16 protein-coding genes are annotated in these 17,898 nt (G+C 54.6%); 8 read left to right on the top strand and 8 right to left on the bottom strand.

Annotated elements, in window-relative coordinates; translation table 11 throughout:
- Positions 1–78: 78 nt before the first annotated feature.
- Positions 79–327 carry a hypothetical protein gene (locus ACFSE1_RS06320; protein ID WP_377398042.1) on the bottom strand — a complete coding sequence of 83 codons (249 nt, stop codon included), beginning with the start codon at positions 325–327 and terminating at the stop codon, positions 79–81.
- A 273-nt stretch (positions 328–600) separates the two neighbouring features.
- On the opposite strand from ACFSE1_RS06320, the gene ACFSE1_RS06315 reads away from it, so the two are divergent.
- Entirely contained in the window at positions 601–1,971 is a 1,371-nt protein-coding gene (locus tag ACFSE1_RS06315; protein WP_377398039.1) for an APC family permease, read from the top strand.
- A 207-nt stretch (positions 1,972–2,178) separates the two neighbouring features.
- Here the strand turns inward: ACFSE1_RS06315 and ACFSE1_RS06310 are convergent, their stop codons facing one another.
- Entirely contained in the window at positions 2,179–2,874 is a 696-nt protein-coding gene (locus ACFSE1_RS06310; protein ID WP_377398036.1) for a TetR/AcrR family transcriptional regulator, read from the bottom strand.
- Between the two features lie 209 nt (positions 2,875–3,083).
- On the opposite strand from ACFSE1_RS06310, the gene ACFSE1_RS06305 reads away from it, so the two are divergent.
- Positions 3,084–4,430: a flavin monoamine oxidase family protein gene (locus tag ACFSE1_RS06305; RefSeq protein WP_377398033.1), complete on the top strand. Its 1,347-nt coding sequence runs from the start codon at positions 3,084–3,086 to the stop codon at positions 4,428–4,430.
- 67 nt (positions 4,431–4,497) lie between these two features.
- Positions 4,498–4,857 carry a cupin domain-containing protein gene (locus tag ACFSE1_RS06300; RefSeq protein WP_377398030.1) on the top strand — a complete coding sequence of 120 codons (360 nt, stop codon included), beginning with the start codon at positions 4,498–4,500 and terminating at the stop codon, positions 4,855–4,857.
- Positions 4,858–4,990: 133 nt separating this feature from the next.
- Here the strand turns inward: ACFSE1_RS06300 and ACFSE1_RS06295 are convergent, their stop codons facing one another.
- The 6 genes from ACFSE1_RS06295 to ACFSE1_RS06270 form a co-directional block, all read right to left on the bottom strand.
- Complete coding sequence (locus ACFSE1_RS06295; protein WP_377398027.1) at positions 4,991–6,397, bottom strand: aldehyde dehydrogenase family protein; 1,407 nt, start codon at positions 6,395–6,397, stop codon at positions 4,991–4,993.
- Positions 6,398–6,569: 172 nt separating this feature from the next.
- Positions 6,570–7,463 carry a bifunctional methylenetetrahydrofolate dehydrogenase/methenyltetrahydrofolate cyclohydrolase FolD gene (folD, locus tag ACFSE1_RS06290; RefSeq protein WP_377398024.1) on the bottom strand — a complete coding sequence of 298 codons (894 nt, stop codon included), beginning with the start codon at positions 7,461–7,463 and terminating at the stop codon, positions 6,570–6,572.
- 3 nt (positions 7,464–7,466) lie between these two features.
- Complete coding sequence (gene purU, locus ACFSE1_RS06285) at positions 7,467–8,351, bottom strand: formyltetrahydrofolate deformylase (protein ID WP_377398021.1); 885 nt, start codon at positions 8,349–8,351, stop codon at positions 7,467–7,469.
- A 48-nt stretch (positions 8,352–8,399) separates the two neighbouring features.
- Positions 8,400–9,332 carry an electron transfer flavoprotein subunit alpha/FixB family protein gene (locus ACFSE1_RS06280; RefSeq protein ID WP_377398018.1) on the bottom strand — a complete coding sequence of 311 codons (933 nt, stop codon included), beginning with the start codon at positions 9,330–9,332 and terminating at the stop codon, positions 8,400–8,402.
- A 21-nt stretch (positions 9,333–9,353) separates the two neighbouring features.
- Entirely contained in the window at positions 9,354–10,103 is a 750-nt protein-coding gene (locus ACFSE1_RS06275; protein WP_377398015.1) for an electron transfer flavoprotein subunit beta/FixA family protein, read from the bottom strand.
- A 73-nt stretch (positions 10,104–10,176) separates the two neighbouring features.
- Complete coding sequence (locus ACFSE1_RS06270) at positions 10,177–12,627, bottom strand: GcvT family protein (RefSeq protein WP_377398012.1); 2,451 nt, start codon at positions 12,625–12,627, stop codon at positions 10,177–10,179.
- Positions 12,628–12,921: 294 nt separating this feature from the next.
- Here ACFSE1_RS06270 and ACFSE1_RS06265 point away from each other — a divergent pair, with 294 nt between their 5' ends.
- The 5 genes from ACFSE1_RS06265 (at position 12,922) to ACFSE1_RS06245 (ending at position 17,845) form a co-directional block, all read left to right on the top strand.
- Positions 12,922–13,872, top strand: a complete 951-nt coding sequence (locus ACFSE1_RS06265; protein WP_377398009.1) for a phosphotransferase — start codon at positions 12,922–12,924, stop codon at positions 13,870–13,872.
- Positions 13,873–13,998: 126 nt separating this feature from the next.
- A complete protein-coding gene (locus tag ACFSE1_RS06260; protein WP_377398006.1) occupies positions 13,999–14,613 on the top strand; it encodes a TetR/AcrR family transcriptional regulator in 615 nt (204 codons plus the stop codon).
- A gap of 52 nt (positions 14,614–14,665) precedes the next feature.
- Entirely contained in the window at positions 14,666–16,075 is a 1,410-nt protein-coding gene (locus ACFSE1_RS06255) for an aldehyde dehydrogenase family protein (protein WP_377398003.1), read from the top strand.
- A 27-nt stretch (positions 16,076–16,102) separates the two neighbouring features.
- Entirely contained in the window at positions 16,103–17,413 is a 1,311-nt protein-coding gene (locus ACFSE1_RS06250; RefSeq protein ID WP_377398000.1) for an aspartate aminotransferase family protein, read from the top strand.
- Between the two features lie 162 nt (positions 17,414–17,575).
- The gene (locus ACFSE1_RS06245) at positions 17,576–17,845 is read left to right on the top strand and encodes a helix-turn-helix domain-containing protein (protein WP_377397997.1); all 270 of its coding nucleotides are present in this window, start codon (positions 17,576–17,578) and stop codon (positions 17,843–17,845) included.
- Positions 17,846–17,898: the final 53 nt, after the last annotated feature.

Genomic DNA, 17,898 nt, shown 5'->3' with positions numbered 1-17,898 from the left:
GCGCGTAAGTCAATAAAAAGACGGGTGTCACGCACGAATCGCTTCTTCACAGTTCATGGATGGAGCGGAAGAAATACCTCAACGGTTCCAATACATTGTATCAAAATAGCGGTCCCACCACTCTTCACCGTCACCGTCACCGTCACCGTCGGGAGCATGTCCTTCCTCACGAAGGGCAGCCATGCCTCGCATCACTCTTTTAGTGTAAGCTCCGACGACAGCCTTAAGCCAAGGCAGCATCGTTTGAATCTTGGCCCGCCAGGAAAGTCTTGAAGTCGCTTCTGTCTCAGCATCTGACGCGCGGATCCGCCCAACTTCCCAAATCATGGACTATTTCTCCCTCCACGACACAGACGACATTCTGCCAGCGCCCGAACTCGAAGCAAGCGTTTTTTGAACCAGATGATTTTAATCTGACCGCCAGAAATATATCGAACTAGTAGTATGGAAATTGACGCTGATGTATGATTTTCTCATGTCATTGCCTAATCGGAAAAAGGGGAACGGCATATGACAATTCCTACAGCATCCACGTCGGGATCCGACGGTTCACCTACTACTTCTCGTCTTCAGGGTCGGATGGGGCCAGTAGAACTCGCATTGACCGTTGTCGCCTTTGCGGCCCCTCTTGCGAGTGTGGTTGGCGTGCTGCCGCTGGTCATCCAATTTGGAGGTGCAGGAGCACCGATCGCATTTGCAGTGGCGATGGGATTGTTGCTTCTCTTCTCAGTTGGCTACACTGCAATGAGCCGATACCTTCCAAATCCTGGTGCATTTTATGCATATATCACAGCCGGACTTGGTCAGCCTCTCGGTCTTGCAGCCAGTTTCACCGCCATCCTTGGCTATCTGATGATTGGTCTCGGCATCACCATCTTCTTCGGTATCATCGCCGGCGACCTGGTAGCCAATACTCTTGGCGGCCCTGCGCTTTCCTGGTGGATCTACTCGCTCGCCCTGGTGGTAGCAGTCGGCATACTCGGCTACTTACGCATCGATCTGTCTGCCAAGGTCCTATCCATCGTGATGGCGTTGGAGATCGGTATCGTTTTGATTTTCGACCTGCTCGTTGTTAAGCAGGGAGGACCTGAAGGCCTGTCAACCGCGTCCTTCCATTGGGGTGCACTCGACAGCAGTGTCGTCGGCATCTGCGTCTTGTTCGCGGTGATCACATTCCTTGGTTTTGAAGCCACAGCCGTCTTCCGCGAAGAAAGCCGGGAACCCCGCAAAACGATTCCACAGGCGACCTATCTCGGCGTCTGCTTCATCGGCATTTTTTATGTGATCACGACCTGGTTGCTCATCAGCGCTTATGGCGTAACCCAGGCGCAGGCGGTGGCTACGTCGGATCCGACTGGTATGTTCGCGAATGCCATGATCAACTCGGCCGGCAACTGGGCAGGTGGCGTTCTGTCAGTTCTGGTCGTCTCCTCGGCCTTCGCGGCAGTGCTTTCATGCCAGAACATCATTGCGCGCTATTGCCACTCTCTTGGGGTAGACGAAGCGCTGCCGAAGGTGCTCGGACAAGTCCACCCGAAGCACGGTTCCCCTTACGTAGCATCCGCAATGCTTTCGGTTGTCCTTGTTATCGGGGTACTCGCGTTCTCAGCGTCAGACCCGAATATCACCTACGCCTGGCTTGCAGGCGCCGGCGGCTTTCCACTCCTGTTTCTCATGTTTCTGACCAGCATCTCAATCCTTGTCTTTTTCGCGAAGAAGAAGCGGGAAATCACTGACGTCAGCGCTTGGCAAACCCTTGTCGCGCCAACATTGGCGACTGTCGGTCTGGGCGCGGCCGTCTATCTAGCAGCATCAAACTTCGTTGATTTGACGGGCGGTGATGTGACCACTGCGATGGTTCTGCAGATTGTCATCTGGTCATTGTTCGTCCTCGGGGTGCTCCTTGCTTTGTACTACAGATCAAGACACCCGAACATCTACGCAAGGATCGGGCGGCAGCAGCTAAGCTGAGGGATGCCGGACGGCTGCGAAGCTTCAGTGTAGCAACGCAAATACTGCCACTAGAAAGACACCACCGTGCTCTCCGCGGTGGTGTTTCGCGTTCTGTGCTGCCGAAGCGACGAGACGGGTCGATGAAGATAGCACTCTTTGCTCCGGGCTCGGTTAAGCGAGTTTCTACTTCCCTATACAATAGCACCGGGAGGGAAGTGCCAAATGTTAGACGTCCTCATAAACCAATCGCATGATCTGACGCATGCACTCTTCTTCGATCCCCTCGAGTTCCGCGTGTTTGGGTCTGCCTGCTGAAATCAGAAGCATCAAACCCTCGATCTGCACCGCGATGAGGGCCGCAAGCCTCGGCAATCTCTCCGGTGCGATATGCGGATTGATAACGGCAAGTTGGCGCTCCAGGGTGCGACGGTGATCCGTGTACATCAGGTCCATGAGTTCGGATACAAACTCGTTACGCTGCGAAAGCGCCCACAGGCTGAAAAAGACCGCGTTGGTCCTTTTTGATTTGCAATCATCGATAAGGAAGCGAATCGTTTCCTCGAATTGGCGCTCCATATTGCCGGCATGAGCGTCAGCCAGTCGGTCGTATTCTTCCAGATAATGGTACAGAACATAGCGCGTGACCGCCTGTAAAAGTGCTTCATGAGTTGGATAGTAATGCTGCAGGTTACCTATCGTAATTCCGGCCTTCCTCGCGACCGAGCGCAGCGTCATGCCTTCAAAGCCATCGACCTCAATCACTTCCAGTGCCGCCTCTAAAAGCAGCTTGACACGCTGACGCCCTTTGCTTGTCGCGACGGAGGCTCCAAAGTACTGGTTGTCAACGTCGTGCAGTCCGACTGGCGCCACAATCTCTCGGATGGAAGATTCGCCCCTCAGAACCTCCGGTTTTCCATCCATTAGACACTCCCTGGCTGCAAATTCTGATTGACAAAAAGGTCACGTGACCTAGTCTTTCTAGCAGGTCACCTGACCTATATCGAATGTTTCAAGATTCCGGCAAGGCTACATGAAACCCACGGGAGGAGCGATCGCTCGTAGAGCGGATCGGTGGATTTTTGCTGCCAGCCTGACGGCGGAACTCGTGAGTTTAGAGGGAGGAGTTAAACGTGAAATCAGTCGAGAGTTTAAACACACATTCGGATCAGTATGATTACGACGTCATTGTTATCGGAGGCGGCATAGCCGGCTGCACCTCCGCTCGAGAATTAGGGCGGGCTGGTTTGAAAACTCTAGTTGTCGAGGCGCGTCCGGCCCTTGGCGGCCGACTACAGACGGGGCAGTACAACGGTCATCAAATGGAATTCGGCGGCACTTGGATCCACTGGTGCCAGCCCAACGTCTGGGCGGAAATGAACCGCTACGGCCTTGGCACTGTCGAAAGCCTAGGAGCAGTACCCGAAACTGCCGCTTGGATGGTGGACGGCAAAGTCCGGACCGAAGCGTCAAACATCTACCTAGAACTCTTCACAGGAGCAATGCAGAAATTCTGCAACGTCGACGGTTCCGACGGTGCAACAATTTTCCCGCAGGCACACAATCCCTTCGCAACGGACAATTGGAAACAATACGACTCGATGACCTGTCTCGATCGAATTGCGCAGATCGATGCAACCGCTGAAGAGAAGGCGCTACTGAACGCCTGGGTGTCGATTTGCTGTCATAATGACCCTTCACTCGCCGGCTTCGTCGATATGCTGAAATGGTATTCTCTCGGTGACTTCAATGTCGGCCTTCTGTGGGACCGTTGTGGTCACTACAAGATCAAGGAGGGCACGACAGCACTAATCAACCATTTGATAGCAGATGGAAAACCCGAAGTGCGGCTGTCTACCGCAGTTACGGAAGTCCGCCAAGGCAAAGACGGGGTCGTAGTGCATGTTAGCTCCGGACAAACCTACCGGTCCAAACACGCCATCTGCGCAGTGCCATTGAATACGTTGTCAAAGGTGAAGTTCGATCCGCCGCTGATGGAAGCCAAAACTGCCGCTTCGAAGGAAAGACACACCGGTGCAGGACTGAAGTTCTACTTTACCATCGATCAGGATGTCGGAAACTTCCTTGCATCAGCACCCTACCCTTTCCCGATAAGCATGTTTTGGACGGACTATGTCGATCAGGGGCGTACGACCATGGTCGGCTTCGCCAGTCCGAGTGACGTAAACCTGATGAACCCGGCGGTGCTTACCCCCTTGATCAAACGGTTTATCCCTGATGCGACGGTAATCGACACCGAAGGTTATGACTGGGCAAACGACGAGTATATTCAAGGAACCTGGTGCTTCTATCGAAAAGGTCAATTCACGAGAGCCCTCTCTGCTCTTCAGCAGCGGGAAGGTCTCGTCCATTTCGCAAGCGCAGACAGCGCGAATGGATGGAGAGGCTTCATTGATGGCGCGATCGAGCGTGGCAACCACGTCGCGCGCGCCATCATCCAGGAAACAAATCAATCGTGACCAAGGGGTCAGGCTTCAATCTTGAGCTGAACCATCCGACATATCGTGACAATGGAGGAGAAATGACATGACAGTGTTTTCATATATAAACGGCCATCGCTCCGAAGATGGATGGACAGAGTTTGATCCTACCAAAAACGGCGCCCGAAACATAAGTGGCGAATTTGATGCAAGTAGCCGTATTGATTTCGCAGACGAAAAGATGGTCGCAGGTGAATATGTCCAGGCACCAGCCTCGGCGACCATTAGCTGGCCGTTCACCGAGCATGCTTTTGTGCTGGAGGGCAGCGTGACCATTAAAGATCTGAAGACCGGCCATTCAGCAACCTACAACGTCGGTGACGGTTGGGTCATCAAGCAAGGCTCAGAAACTGAATGGACGGTCACGAAGAAGTTCCGCAAAGCCTTCGTCCTTTATCTTGGTTGACGGTCTGGCTCGCAGGGAGGCGTAGACGCCTCATATGAAATCTCAGACCGTTTCAACATTGCGCCGAAACGGTCTGAAGCTAGTTGCGAATTTGCTGTCGGCTAAGCCCCTAAAGGACTACCGAGCAGCGATCTCAGGCAAAGACAACCTGAATATCAGTGTACTCGGCAAGACCTTCCTCCGAGAACTCGACACCGATCCCGGAAGCTTTGACCCCGCCAAATGGAGCATTGGGCTGAATGGCCCCATGCTTGTTGATCCAGACCGATCCGCATTCCAGGCGACTAGCAATCACGCGCGCAGCAGCCTTGTCGGAAGACCACACGGAGCCACCGAGACCGTTGGGACTATCGTTCGCCATGCGGACAGCCTCTTCGACATCCGAATAGCGAATGATGGGCAGAACCGGTCCGAATTGCTCCTCATCGACGAGCGGGTCGCCGTTATGCAGCCCTGAGATGATTGTCGGCGGGAAGAACAACCCTTCACTCGGCTCTCCGCCCATCAGCACTTTTCCGCGTCCCTTTGCATCAGCAACGAGTCTCGCGACCTTGTCGAACTGCATGCGGTTCTGAACAGGCCCCAACATGCTTTTTTCGTCGAGACCGTTGCCCACGTGGATGTTCTTGGCATAAGCCACCAATGCATCACATACGGCGTCGTGGATGCTCTCATGCACATAGAGACGCTTCATGGCCGCACATGTCTGGCCGTTATTGAGGAAAGCTCCCCAAAACAGGCCTTCCGCAATTTGTTCGGGAACCGCATCCGGGAGCACGATACCGGCATCATTCCCGCCAAGTTCCAGTGTCAAACGCTTCATGGTGTCCGCAGCAGACTGCATGACCTTCTGGCCTGTTGCACAGGAGCCCGTGAAAACGATCTTGCGGATATCAGGGTGCGATGACATCGCACCTCCCAAATTGAAAGCTTTATCGTCCCCCGTCACCACGTTCACGACGCCGGGCGGCAGAACTTCGTTCATGATCTCGACCAGCCTCAAGGTCGACAGTGGCGTGTAGGGAGAGGGTTTGATTACGACAGTGTTGCCGGTACGCAGAGCGGGCAACATGTGCCATACGGCTATCATGACAGGAAAGTTCCAGGGAGTGATCGAGCCCACAACACCGAGCGGCTTGCGATGCAGCTCAACCTTGCCCTGCTCGTTATCCTGCAAAACCTTCTTAGGAAGGGAAAGCCCAGACGTGTATCCAGCCCAGGCAACTGCGCCCCCCATCTCCCAGCGCGAGCCCAGTCCGTTCAGGGGCTTGCCCTGCTCCAGCGTAATCAGCTCAGCGAGTTCAGCCGAATGGGCTTCGATTTTCGCTGTAACCGCTGCGCAAGCTGCTTGCAGAAACTCGTCGCTCTGAGACGACCAGGTAACGAAAGCTGTCTTGGCCGCAGACACAGCCGCGTCAAGTTCTTCCTTGGCCATATTCGGTGCATGACCAACAACTTCGCCGGTCGCTGGGTTATGGACAGAAAACTCGGAACTGACCGTGAACTCCTTGCCATCAATGATCGCTGCAAACTTCTTCATCAGATTTTTCCTTCGATTGGATCGCATTCGCCACTCCCCCCTCCATCATGGTCCTTGGAAGAATCTTGTATCTTGTTGCCCGGAGCGCCTCCTGACTCAGGATTGATGAGTCAGTCCCTGGGTTTTACGCCTTGATAGCCGGCAATTGCGGCCACCTATTTCAGGCCCGAGTCTAGAATTTTGGCGGAGTTAGACCCGCGGCGCGGTAAGCCGCGATGACGGTATTCGCCATCAGCATGGCAATCGTCATAGGTCCGACTCCTCCAGGCACTGGTGTAATCGCCCCCGCATGTTCCGCACATTCGGCGAAAGCCACATCCCCCACCAAGCGGGTTTTCCCCTCCGAACTAGGAACCCGATTGATGCCCACATCGATGACAGTCGTGCCCGGTGTCACCCACTCGGCTTTCACCATTTCGGGGCGCCCTACGGCTGCGACGAGGATGTCTGCGTTCCGACAAATGTTCGGCAGATCCTTTGACCGCGAATGTGCTGTGGTGACCGTTGCATTTGCAGCCAGCAGTAACGCCGACATGGGTTTGCCAAAAAGATTGGACCTTCCGATCACCACCGCATTGAGACCAGAAAGGTCTGACCCGTGGATACTGCGCACCAGCACCATTGCGCCAGCAGGCGTACAAGAGATCAGCCCCCCGTCGAGATCACCTGTAGCCACCTTGCCGGCATTCACAACATGAAGCCCATCGACATCCTTGTGCGGCAGGATCGACTGGATGATTTCCTCAGCGTTCAGGTGCTTCGGCAAAGGTAACTGGACAAGAACACCGTGGACGTCTTTGTCCTGGTTCAGCACCGCGACGAGGCTGGACAGTTCACCCTGGGTGGTTTCTCTCGGCAGCGTGTGCTGTATCGAATTGAAGCCGCACTCACTTGCCATTCGTCCCTTCGACTTGACATAGGCGTGGCTGGCCGGATCGTCTCCGACTATCACGACAGCCAAGCCGGGCCTTAGATTCTTTTCGCTCTCAAGCCTAGCGGCAGCAGATTTCACCGCCTGGATGATCGATGACGAGACGCGCTTCCCGTCGATGATGATCGCTGTCATCGTTCATCCCATTCTTTCGGATTTGTAAGAGCCCGGACTAGGGGGGAAAACGATCGTCTTGTTGCCATTCAGGAACGTCCGGTGATGAATGTGGGCATGCACGGCACGGGCAAGCACCTGGCTCTCGACGTCACGCCCTATCGATACGTAATCATCTGCAGACTGCGCATGTGTGATGCGCGCCACGTCTTGTTCGATGATCGGACCCTCATCGAGATCGGCTGTGACGTAGTGTGCTGTGGCACCAATAAGCTTCACGCCTCGCTGGTAGGCTTGTTTGTAGGGATTTGCGCCCTTGAAACTCGGCAGAAACGAATGGTGGATGTTGATGATCTTGCCGGACATCTTCTGGCACATCTGGTCCGACAGGATCTGCATGTAACGTGCAAGTACAATCAACTCGGTACCCGTCTGCTCTACAACCTCCATGATCCGCGCCTCGGCCTGCGGCTTATTCGCCTTCGTGACCGGGATGTGATGGAATGGAATGTCGTGGTTGACGACGACCTTCTGATAATCGAAGTGATTTGAAACGACACCTACGATATCGATCGGAAGCGCCCCGATCTTCCAACGGTAGAGCAAATCGTTGAGGCAATGGCCGAAGCGCGACACCATCAGAAGAACCTTCATGCGTTCGTCGCTATCGTGGAAGCGATACTGCATGTCGAAGGGCTTTGCCACGGTATCGAAACCGGCCTTGATCTCCTCTCCTGACACCCCATTCTCAGAGTGAAAGGTGAGACGCATGAAGAAGAGGCCCGTCTCAAGGTCATCGAATTGCGACGAGTCGACAATATTACAGCCGAGGTCAGCAAGATAACTGGTGATCGCGGCAACAATGCCCCGCTTTGAATCGCAGGTGATGGTCAGAACGTAGGATTTCATTGTTCATCTCGAATCTGAAACAGACGACAGGATGGCATTCGGGGCCCTTCAGAGAGCCTTCTCAAGTTCCGGTAATGCCTCGAAGATATCCGCAACGAGGCCGTAATCGGCAACCTGAAAGATCGGTGCTTCCTCGTCCTTGTTTATTGCGACGATGACCTTCGAATCCTTCATACCTGCGAGGTGTTGAATAGCTCCAGAGATACCGCATGCAATGTATAGCTGTGGCGCGACCACCTTCCCCGTCTGGCCGACCTGAAGATCATTTGCAGCAAATCCAGCGTCAACTGCGGCGCGAGAAGCACCGACCGCCGCTCCGAGTTTATCGGCGACGGGGAGAATGAATTGATCGAAATTTTCAGCAGATCCAAGTGCTCTGCCGCCAGAAACCACGATCTTCGCCGAGGTAAGTTCAGGACGCTCGGAGGAAGAAATTTCGTCGGAGACGAAGGTCGAATTTGTGGAAGAAAAGGCTGCCGCCGAGACAGGCTCGACGGCAGCAGAGGCGCCTTGGGGGGCTGGGAGAAAAGATGCCGTCCGAACGGTTACAACCTTCTTGGCATCAACCGACTGAACCGTCTGGATGGCATTGCCTGCATAAATCGGCCGCTTGAAAGTGTCAGACGATAACACTTCGACAATTTCCGACACTTGAGCTACGTCTAGCATCGCTGCGACGCGCGGCAGCACGTTCTTTCCAACTGATGTGGCGGCAGATACGATGGCATCATATTGGCCAGCTAATGAAAAGATGATGGCCGCCAACGGCTCAGCCAGATTGCCTGCAAAGCATCGGTCTTCGGCAAGAATAACTTTGGAGACACCGGCGAGCTGGGCAGCCTGTTCAGCCGCTTGGCGAGCATCAGTGCCTGCAACAAGCACATGAACGACGGAGCCCATTTGAAGCGCAGCGGTCAAAGCCTTTGCAGTTTGCTCTGAAACTGAAGCATTGTCGTGATCTGCCAGAAGAAGAATGGCCATTTTTTGTCTCCTCAAACTTGCTTACAGCACACCGGCTTCGGTCTTGAGTTTCTCTACGAGCTCTGCAACGCTTTTGACTTTAATGCCCGACTTGCGTCCACCGGGCTCTTCGGTTTTCAGTACTTTCAGTCGTGGCGCGACACTCACGCCGAGATCGGCAGGAGTTTTCTTCTCAAGCGGCTTCTTCTTCGCCTTCATGATATTCGGCAGAGAGGCGTAACGAGGCTCGTTCAAACGAAGGTCGGTGGTAACGACAGCAGGAAGCTTGACCTCAATCGTCTGCGAGCCTCCGTCCACCTCACGCGTGACCCGCGCCAGATCTCCCTTAAGTTCGATCTTCGACGCAAATGTAGCTTGAGCGGATCCCAGCAGAGCTGCCAGCATCTGGCCCGTTTGGTTGCTGTCGTCATCGATCGCCTGTTTCCCGACAATTACCAGGCCAGGTGTCTCCGCCTCAGCGACAGCCTTCAGAATTTTCGCGACGGCAAGCGGTTCGACGACTTCGTCTGTTTCAACCAGGATGGCACGATCAGCACCCATCGCGAGAGCCGTACGAAGTGTTTCTTCGGACTTTGACGGTCCGACCGACACGACGATGATCTCTTCGACGCTACCAGCCTCCTTAAGGCGGACGGCCTCTTCAACTGAGATTTCGTCGAAGGGGTTCATCGACATCTTCACGTTGGCAAGATCGACGCCAGACCCATCGGCATGGACGCGGATCTTGACGTTGTAATCGACAACGCGCTTTACAGGCACAAGAATTTTCAAGGGAGCATCCTTCCAACATATCGGATCGCGGGGGGGTACGGCGCAGCGGCGAGCGCCGTGACCCTCTTGAGTTTTACGACAGCACCTTCTTGTTCTCCGGGTCGTAGAAGCCGCGCTTGCTCACGGTCGCGCTGACTGCCTTACCCTCGACAAGAACCTGGAAGTCGGTTGCGTTGACATACGCGTTGTCGATTGGCCCGTTTTGGAAATTGAGCAGGCCGAGAGCAGTCGCTTTGCCAAAAGAGTAGCTGAAGGAGGCGCTGGTGATCTGGCCGACTACTTTGCCGTTATGCAACACCGGCTCCCGCCCGAACAACAGCGGTTCAGGATCGTTAAGCATGATCGAGTAGAGGTACGGGCCCTTCGCTTCAGACTTGCGCGCAATGTAGGCGTCACGGCCGATGAAGGGGATTTCCTTCTTCGTCTTGCAGAGGAAATCTACTCCGAGCTGATGGGGCGATTCCGTGTAAGCCATATCCGTACCCCAATGGAGGTAGCCCTTGTCTATGCGAAGAGCGTTCAGAGCATCGGTGCCCAGCAGCTTGATGCCGTACTTCGACTGGAGCGTCATGATCGTCTCGAACACATGCTCGGCGACATCCGGCGACATGTAGATTTCGTAGCCGAGCTCGCCGCTGTACGAGAGGCGCTGGATCCACATTTCCGCATAACCGATGCGGATCATCATGCCGGAGTTGAAGGGGAAGGCCTCGTTTGATAGATCCGCACCCGACAGTTCCGAGAGCAGCGCGCGGGACTTCGGACCCATGATCGACAGCGCGGCCGACGCAGTGGTCACGTCCCGCACCCGTACATCCTCGCCGGGACGGATATGGCTCTGCATCCGGTTGAGGTCGCGGCGGCGACGGCCGGTCGAGCTGGTGACGATGAAGCGCTCGGGCGACATGCGCGCAACGGTCATGTCGCTTTCCACTCCGCCCTGCTCGTTCAGCATGAGGGTGTAGACGAGCCTGCCCGGCGCAATGGCCATGTTGTTCGTGCAGAGGCGTTGAAGGAATGCTTCGGCATCCGTGCCTTCAACCTCAGTCTTGCCCATAGGCGAATAGTCGATGATAGCGACAGCCTCGCGCGCGGCCTTCTGCTCGGCGAGCGAATATTCGAGGTTCTTCGTCTTTCCGAACGAGTAGTCAGGAGTCGGCTCGGAACCAGCCGGGCCGTACCATGCCGGACGTTCCCAGCCGAGTGCCTCGCCGAAATAGGCGCCCTGCGCCTTGAGCGCGTGATGCAGCGGGGTCCTGCGGATGTTTCTGGCGGTATGTCGCTGCTGGCCGGGATAATGCAGGGCGTAGGAAAGCGCTAGAGTTTCCGGCGCGCGTTGCTGCAGGTATAGATCCCCGGACTGGAAAGGCTCCATTCGGGCCGGATCGACAGCGCTCAGATCGCGCATGGGACGACCGTTGATGATCCATTCGGCGAGCGCGCGGCCTGCGCCGGCGCCACATTGAATCCCCGTGGAATTTACGCCAGCTAGGATGAAGTAGCCCTTGATATGCGGCGCTTCGCCGATGGTGGCGCGACCGTCATGCGTGAAGCTTTCCGGACCGTTAAAGAAGGTGCGGATACCGACCGTTTGCAGCACCGGAACGCGCTCCAGAGCTTCCTCCATCACGTCCATGACGTGTTCTTCAACGAAGGGGAGAGAATCGAAGCTGAAATCTTCCGGAATGCCGTTTTCGCCGTAAGGCACGACGATGCGGTGGCCGAAGCCAACGAGCAACTTGCCAGCATCTTCCTTGAAATAGGTCGCGTCATCGTAGGAGCGCAGAACCGGGAGGTTCTTCGGCAGATCGGGGATCGCCTCTGTGACGAGATAATAATGCGCACATGCATGCAGCGGAATTTCTACATTGTTGCGCCGGCCAAGTTCGCGGGCCCACATGCCCGACGTGTTGACGACGAACTCGCAACGGATCTCTCTCTTGTCGGTGCGAACGCCCTTCACCTGGCCGCCCTCAATGATGATCTCTTCGACCTTTGTATTTTCGAAGATCTTCACGCCGCGCCCGCGAGCGCCCTTGGCAAGCGCATTGGTCAGGTCCACGGGGTTGATCGACCCGTTGCTCGGAATCCACGTGCCGCCGACGATGCCGTCTAGGCTGACCAGCGGGTAGCGCTCCTGAATTTCGTCGAAGCCGATTTCGTAGGCCTCGATATTGAAAAGTCTGGCGTAGTCGACCTGACGGCGCAGCTGGCGCATACGGTCCGGATGACGGGCGACAGTCACGGAACCGGTCTGGCGAAACCCTGTGGTTTGACCGGTTTCCCGCTCCAACTCCTCGATGATTTCCGTGCCGTAGGAGGCAAATTCCGTGGACAGCGTATCGCCACGAAGGCGACCAACGAGGCCGGCCGCATGCCATGTCGTGCCGCTCGTCAGCTGCTTGCGTTCAAGCAGAACCACATCGGTCCAACCCTCTTTGGCAAGGTGATATGCTACGGAACAGCCATGCACGCCCCCCCCGATAATGACCACTTGCGCCTGTGCAGGAATCTCGTTTGCCATAAATTTCCCTTTCTGAAGCAGGGATGACAAGCATCGGCATGGCGCGCGGATGCGGCCAATCTAACGTCACCGATAGCTTCCCCTCTTTGAACTACGCGTCTTTTTGAACTCGCAGTTCGTTTATTGACTATGGGTGCGGTTTATGACATGAATTTTAAACCGTGTAAACGCCCGATAATAAACTTCGAGAGACCGTTGGGCTTTTGCTCTAAGATTTCGAACGACGCCGGTGAGGAGGAGCCGCGGCGCAGTCGTCAATAAAATTAAGGAAAAAAACAGTGGGAACGAATATCAATGTCTACGAACAGCAATGTGCAAGAAATCGAGGAATTCTCTGAGCGCGTCATTAAAGCGCTTTCCAAAGTCCCGGGCTGGGATGATGGCAAGGCGACATGGCGGTGGATATCAGGCGGCGGCGCTCACAAGAATTTCCATGTAACGAGCAGTAGCGGCCAGCAGGCAGTGCTCAAGCTTTGGAATTGTGATTGGCAGAGTCTTGGGGTTCTGCCCCCCAGCGCGGTGCCGTTGCTCAACACGGTCGAGGCCGGCAAGTTCGGTATCGGCGCGCCGGTGATCGCCATTATCGACGATCCCTTGGGCATCATGCTTGAGTTCTTGCCCGGCACCTCCGTAGACGCAAAAGATCCCGAGATCCTTGACCTGATAGCGAAACGCGCGCGCAGTCTCCATGAGAGCGGAATGTGCTTCAAGCGAGATTTCAACCCATTTGCTGAGGCCCGCATCATTCTGGCATCTGCTGAACGCAAAGGCGCATCACTGCCGGATGACTATGCGGATGTGCGCAAGACGATCAATCGCATAGAACATGCACTTGATCTCAGATCGCGCGAATTCGTGCCCAGTCATAACGATCTCTACAGCGCTAATATGTTGAGACAGTCGGATGGCTCAATCCGTTTCATCGACTACGATTTGTCGGGCAACAGCGACCGCTGCTACGACTTGGGCCTGATCGCAACTTTTGAAGGACTTGATCCAGATCAGGTCGATAGACTGACCACGAGCTACTTCGGGCGGTTCGATCCGAAACTCAGAGCAAGAACCGAGTTGTTCTCGGTTGCCGCAGATCATCACCAGTTTTCTCTGTTCGCTATCGCTCTGGCGGCTGCCGATATGAACGACGACTACGATTACACCGGATACATGCGAGACATATGGAATCGGATACTTACTCGTATCGCAACTCCAGCTTTCAGCAAATCACTGGATTTAGTCATAGTCTGATAGCGAGACTTCGGTTCAGGCCTTGGTTGTCCTTTCACATTTGCATCGTTAGGACGGATTTTTGTATGAACGTAGGATTATTGAACGATCTGTACGATTCAGTTCAAATTCGGAAAGGATGCGATTATGGCGAAAGCTGCGGAACGACTATCGTTGCGGGAGCGGAACAAACTTCGAACGCGGCAGGAGATCTTGAATGCCACGCTTGACGTGTTCAACGAGGACGGGTTTCCTGGAACTTCGGTCGACAAGATAGCCGAGCTCGCCGGGATCTCTAAAGGCACCGTATACGTGTATTTCCCGGATGGGTTGAACGACATTTATAGGGAGCTTTACGCGGACATCACGGAGCGACTGCTGAAAGCAACCAAAGAGGTCCGAGCGAAGACCCCTAACCCTGCACAACGAATTGTCGCAATGGCCGACGCCCTCCTGAAACTGTCCGCGGTTCCAACCTATGGCCGATTCTACAGCGTTTTGAGTCCAGAGCTACGGCCTGTCCTTACTCCTGTTGTGGGTATGGCGTCGAAACAGTTTGTGACGTTGATCGCGACCGATTTGGCAGAGGTTCTATCGGAAACGGCAGATGGGGAGCACCGCACCTCGATAGCAGAACTCATCGTTGGTTCCATGCGGGAGGCCGGAAGGATCGTTAGCGAGACCCCACACAGGAAAGAGTCCCTCATCGTAGCACTGAAAAGGATAGTCGGTGCGATCGCTGGAGAGGACGTTCCCGAATAGCAGTAACAGCAACGTAGCCGGTGCGTTACGTATTTTGTGAAGGAAGAGCACATTGAAGACCTATTCCTTGATCATCGGCGGGAAGACCGTACCGACGTATACGCACATGGAAGTTAGGAATCCTGCCTCTGCAGGTGTTGTGGGGATGGCTCCCAAGGCAACGCTGGAGCATCTCGAGCAGGCCGTCTTCGTGGCTGATGAAGCATATGAAAAGTGGAGTGAACTCAGTTCTGTACAGCGTGCCGAAGCCTGTATGGCTGTTGCGCAAAAGATCGAAGATCATGCGGAGGAGCTTGCGCAACTTATCACGCGCGAGCAAGGCAAACCGCTGAACGGAAACGGTTCTCGCTGGGAGGTCGGCGGTGCAGTTGCCTGGGCACGCCATACTGCCAATTTGGATACGCCGATAGAAGTCTTGCAGGACAACAGCGACGGTAGAGTTGAACTTCTGCGAAAACCACTGGGCGTAGTAGGATCTATCACCCCTTGGAACTATCCTGTGCTGATCGCCGTGTGGCATATTCTGCCAGCCATACGCACGGGCAACACTGTAATCATCAAACCCTCACCGTTCACACCTCTATCAACGATCAGACTGGTCGAGTTGATCAACGAGGTGCTCCCGCCGGGCGTGGTGAATTGCATTGCCGGCGAGGACCATCTTGGTGCGGCTATGTCTTCTCACCCATTGATCAGAAAGATCGTCTTCACGGGTTCCTGCGCCACCGGCCAGAAGATCATGAAAACGGCAGCTGAAACGATGAAGCGGCTGACGCTCGAAATGGGCGGCAATGACGCTGGCATTGTTCTACCGGACGTAAAACCCGAACAGATCGTCGAAAACCTGTTCTGGGGTGCGTTTTTGAATGGTGGGCAAACCTGCGCAGCTCTCAAGAGGCTCTATGTGCATGAAAGTGTTCACGAAGAGGTTTGCGTCAAATTGGCGGAGTTCACAAAACGCATTCCTGTTGGGGATGGCCTCCTAGAGGACAGTCTGCTCGGTCCAATCCAGAACAAGCGACAATTCGACAAAGTTGTCGACTTGGTCGAACAGGCCAAACTTGAAGGCGGAAGGGTGTTGGTCGGTGGCGAAATCAAGAGAAAAGGCCCGGGTTTCTTCTACCCTGTCACTCTGATTGCAGACCTGACCAACGGTTCCCGCCTCGTAGATGAGGAGCAATTTGGCCCGGTTCTGCCGATCATCAGATATCGCGATCTGGACGAAGCTATCACTCTTGCAAATGACAACCCAAATGGTCTGGGCGGATCGGTTTGGTCACGAGATCTGAGGCGGGCTGCTGAAGTCGCTTCCAAAATGGAGTGTGGCTCTGTTTGGATTAACAAGCATGGCGCCATTCAACCGAATGCACCCTTCGGCGGCACCAAAACCTCAGGTTACGGGGTCGAATTCGGGATGGAGGGCTTGAAGGAATTCACCGACATTCAAGTCATCTTTTCATAACACTACTGTGTCTGATGAGGTCAGAAAATGAATGCTTTCCACAACATGACATCGTCGAGGACACAATTGATGATGGCTAGAAGAGAACGCCTGCTGGGGCCAAATAATCCTACTTTCTACGAAGAACCGGTTCATTTCGTTCGCGGAGAAGGCGTCTGGCTATACGACGCAAATGGCCGAAGATATCTTGATGCCTATAACAACGTACCTCATGTGGGGCATTGTCATCCGCATGTCGTCGAAGCGATATCGCGCCAGGCATCGACGCTCAATACACACACTCGCTATCTTCACGACACTATTCTCGATTATGCGGAGCGCTTGACAGCCACATTCCACCGCTCCCTTTCGACTGCGTTGTTCACATGCACGGGCAGCGAAGCCAACGACGTTGCATTAAGAATGGCGCGAACCGCTACCGGTAATCGCGGCATCATCGTCACCGACTTTACGTATCATGGCAACACGACGGCAGTGATGGAGCTCGCAACGCTGCTGCCCCGTGAAGACGGCTTCAGCACCTATTTGCGGACCATTCCTGCTCCAGATAGCTATCATTTAGAGCCTGGGGAGGCCACCAAGGAGGACATGGCAGCTCGCGTCCTGCAGCATCTCGATGCAGCGATTTCATCCCTGCAGGACGCGGGACATGGCGTGGCTGGCATCTTGCTGTGCCCAATCTTCGCCAACGAAGGATTCCCAGATCTTCCCCCCGGTTTCCTACAATCCATTGCAGCAAGAATACGGGCCGCCGGCGGAGTTGTCATTGCGGATGAGGTCCAGTCGGGGTTCGGGCGAACCGGCGCTGGAATGTGGGGCCATGAGTATTCGGGATTTGTCCCCGACATAGCGACGATGGGAAAACCTATGGGAAATGGCCATCCAATTGGAGGAGTGGTCACAACCGCAGAGATCATGCATGCCTTCCGCACGAAGAATCTGTATTTCAACACATTCGGCGGTAATCCCGTGTCATGTGCAGCTGGCCTAGCGGTGCTCGATGTTATCGAGCGTGAAGGATTAGTCGAAAACGCCAGGAAAGTCGGAGAATATTCGAAGGCCAAGTTTCGTATCCTGGCACACAAATTCGGTTTTATTGGTGATATTCGAGGCGCTGGCCTGTTCTTCGGCGCGGAGTTTATTCGCCCCGGAGAACGCCTAGTTGCGGATGCCAAGCTCGCGAAGCGAGCCACAAACCTAATGCGTGAAAACGGCGTGGTCATGGGGCTAATTGGCAGGAAAGAAAATCTTTTCAAGATCAGGCCGCCAATGCCATTCTCTCGGGCAAATGCCGACCATCTCTTCGAAGTCATGGAGCACGTGTTGAGCCGTCTTTAAGGGGCCTCTCTTGTTGATCGGTAACAGCCTTCATACAGGAACTCGGGCGCTGCGCCCGAGAAAGCCCGGCACGTCATCTCATCATAGCCATCGATAGTAACGCTGAGCAAGGATCTGCCTGCGAATGCCGTGGGCGAGTGGAAAAGCAATGGTGGTTGATAAATGGGAAAACCACAAATGTTCTTAGGGTCACGTTTAAGAAATCTTCGTCAAGAAAGAGGGCTGACCCAAGCGCAGATGGCAAATGAACTCAGTCTCTCGCCCTCTTACATCGCATTGATGGAGCAAAACCAGAGGCCCATTACGGAAGATGTGCTTATACGCCTTGAGCGAGTTTACGACGTTGCATTCCCGCGGTTCGGGCTAAGCACGGACATCGATATGGCAAGTCGAGTCCAGCATGTACTCAAAGACCCGATTGGACGCCTCTAAAAACCTCCTCATTTTTGGCAAATCGTGATTCAATCCGACATTCGTGATTTTGT

Origin of the sequence: Affinirhizobium helianthi (assembly GCF_042680945.1) — a bacterium.
Taxonomy (GTDB): Bacteria; Pseudomonadota; Alphaproteobacteria; order Rhizobiales; family Rhizobiaceae; genus Neorhizobium; species Neorhizobium helianthi.
This window is presented reverse-complemented; position numbering and strand designations above follow the sequence as displayed.

Coding starts and splice junctions, on each gene's coding strand:
- ACFSE1_RS06300 (WP_377398030.1), top strand. CDS start 4,498: ATGACAGTGTTTTCATATATAAACGGCCATCGCTCCGAAGATGGATGG.
- ACFSE1_RS06260 (WP_377398006.1), top strand. CDS start 13,999: ATGGCGAAAGCTGCGGAACGACTATCGTTGCGGGAGCGGAACAAACTT.
- ACFSE1_RS06310 (WP_377398036.1), bottom strand. CDS start 2,874: ATGGATGGAAAACCGGAGGTTCTGAGGGGCGAATCTTCCATCCGAGAG.
- ACFSE1_RS06270 (WP_377398012.1), bottom strand. CDS start 12,627: ATGGCAAACGAGATTCCTGCACAGGCGCAAGTGGTCATTATCGGGGGG.
- ACFSE1_RS06295 (WP_377398027.1), bottom strand. CDS start 6,397: ATGAAGAAGTTTGCAGCGATCATTGATGGCAAGGAGTTCACGGTCAGT.
- ACFSE1_RS06280 (WP_377398018.1), bottom strand. CDS start 9,332: ATGGCCATTCTTCTTCTGGCAGATCACGACAATGCTTCAGTTTCAGAG.
- folD (WP_377398024.1), bottom strand. CDS start 7,463: ATGACAGCGATCATCATCGACGGGAAGCGCGTCTCGTCATCGATCATC.
- ACFSE1_RS06245 (WP_377397997.1), top strand. CDS start 17,576: ATGGGAAAACCACAAATGTTCTTAGGGTCACGTTTAAGAAATCTTCGT.
- purU (WP_377398021.1), bottom strand. CDS start 8,351: ATGAAATCCTACGTTCTGACCATCACCTGCGATTCAAAGCGGGGCATT.
- ACFSE1_RS06250 (WP_377398000.1), top strand. CDS start 16,103: ATGAATGCTTTCCACAACATGACATCGTCGAGGACACAATTGATGATG.
- ACFSE1_RS06320 (WP_377398042.1), bottom strand. CDS start 327: ATGATTTGGGAAGTTGGGCGGATCCGCGCGTCAGATGCTGAGACAGAA.
- ACFSE1_RS06265 (WP_377398009.1), top strand. CDS start 12,922: ATGTCTACGAACAGCAATGTGCAAGAAATCGAGGAATTCTCTGAGCGC.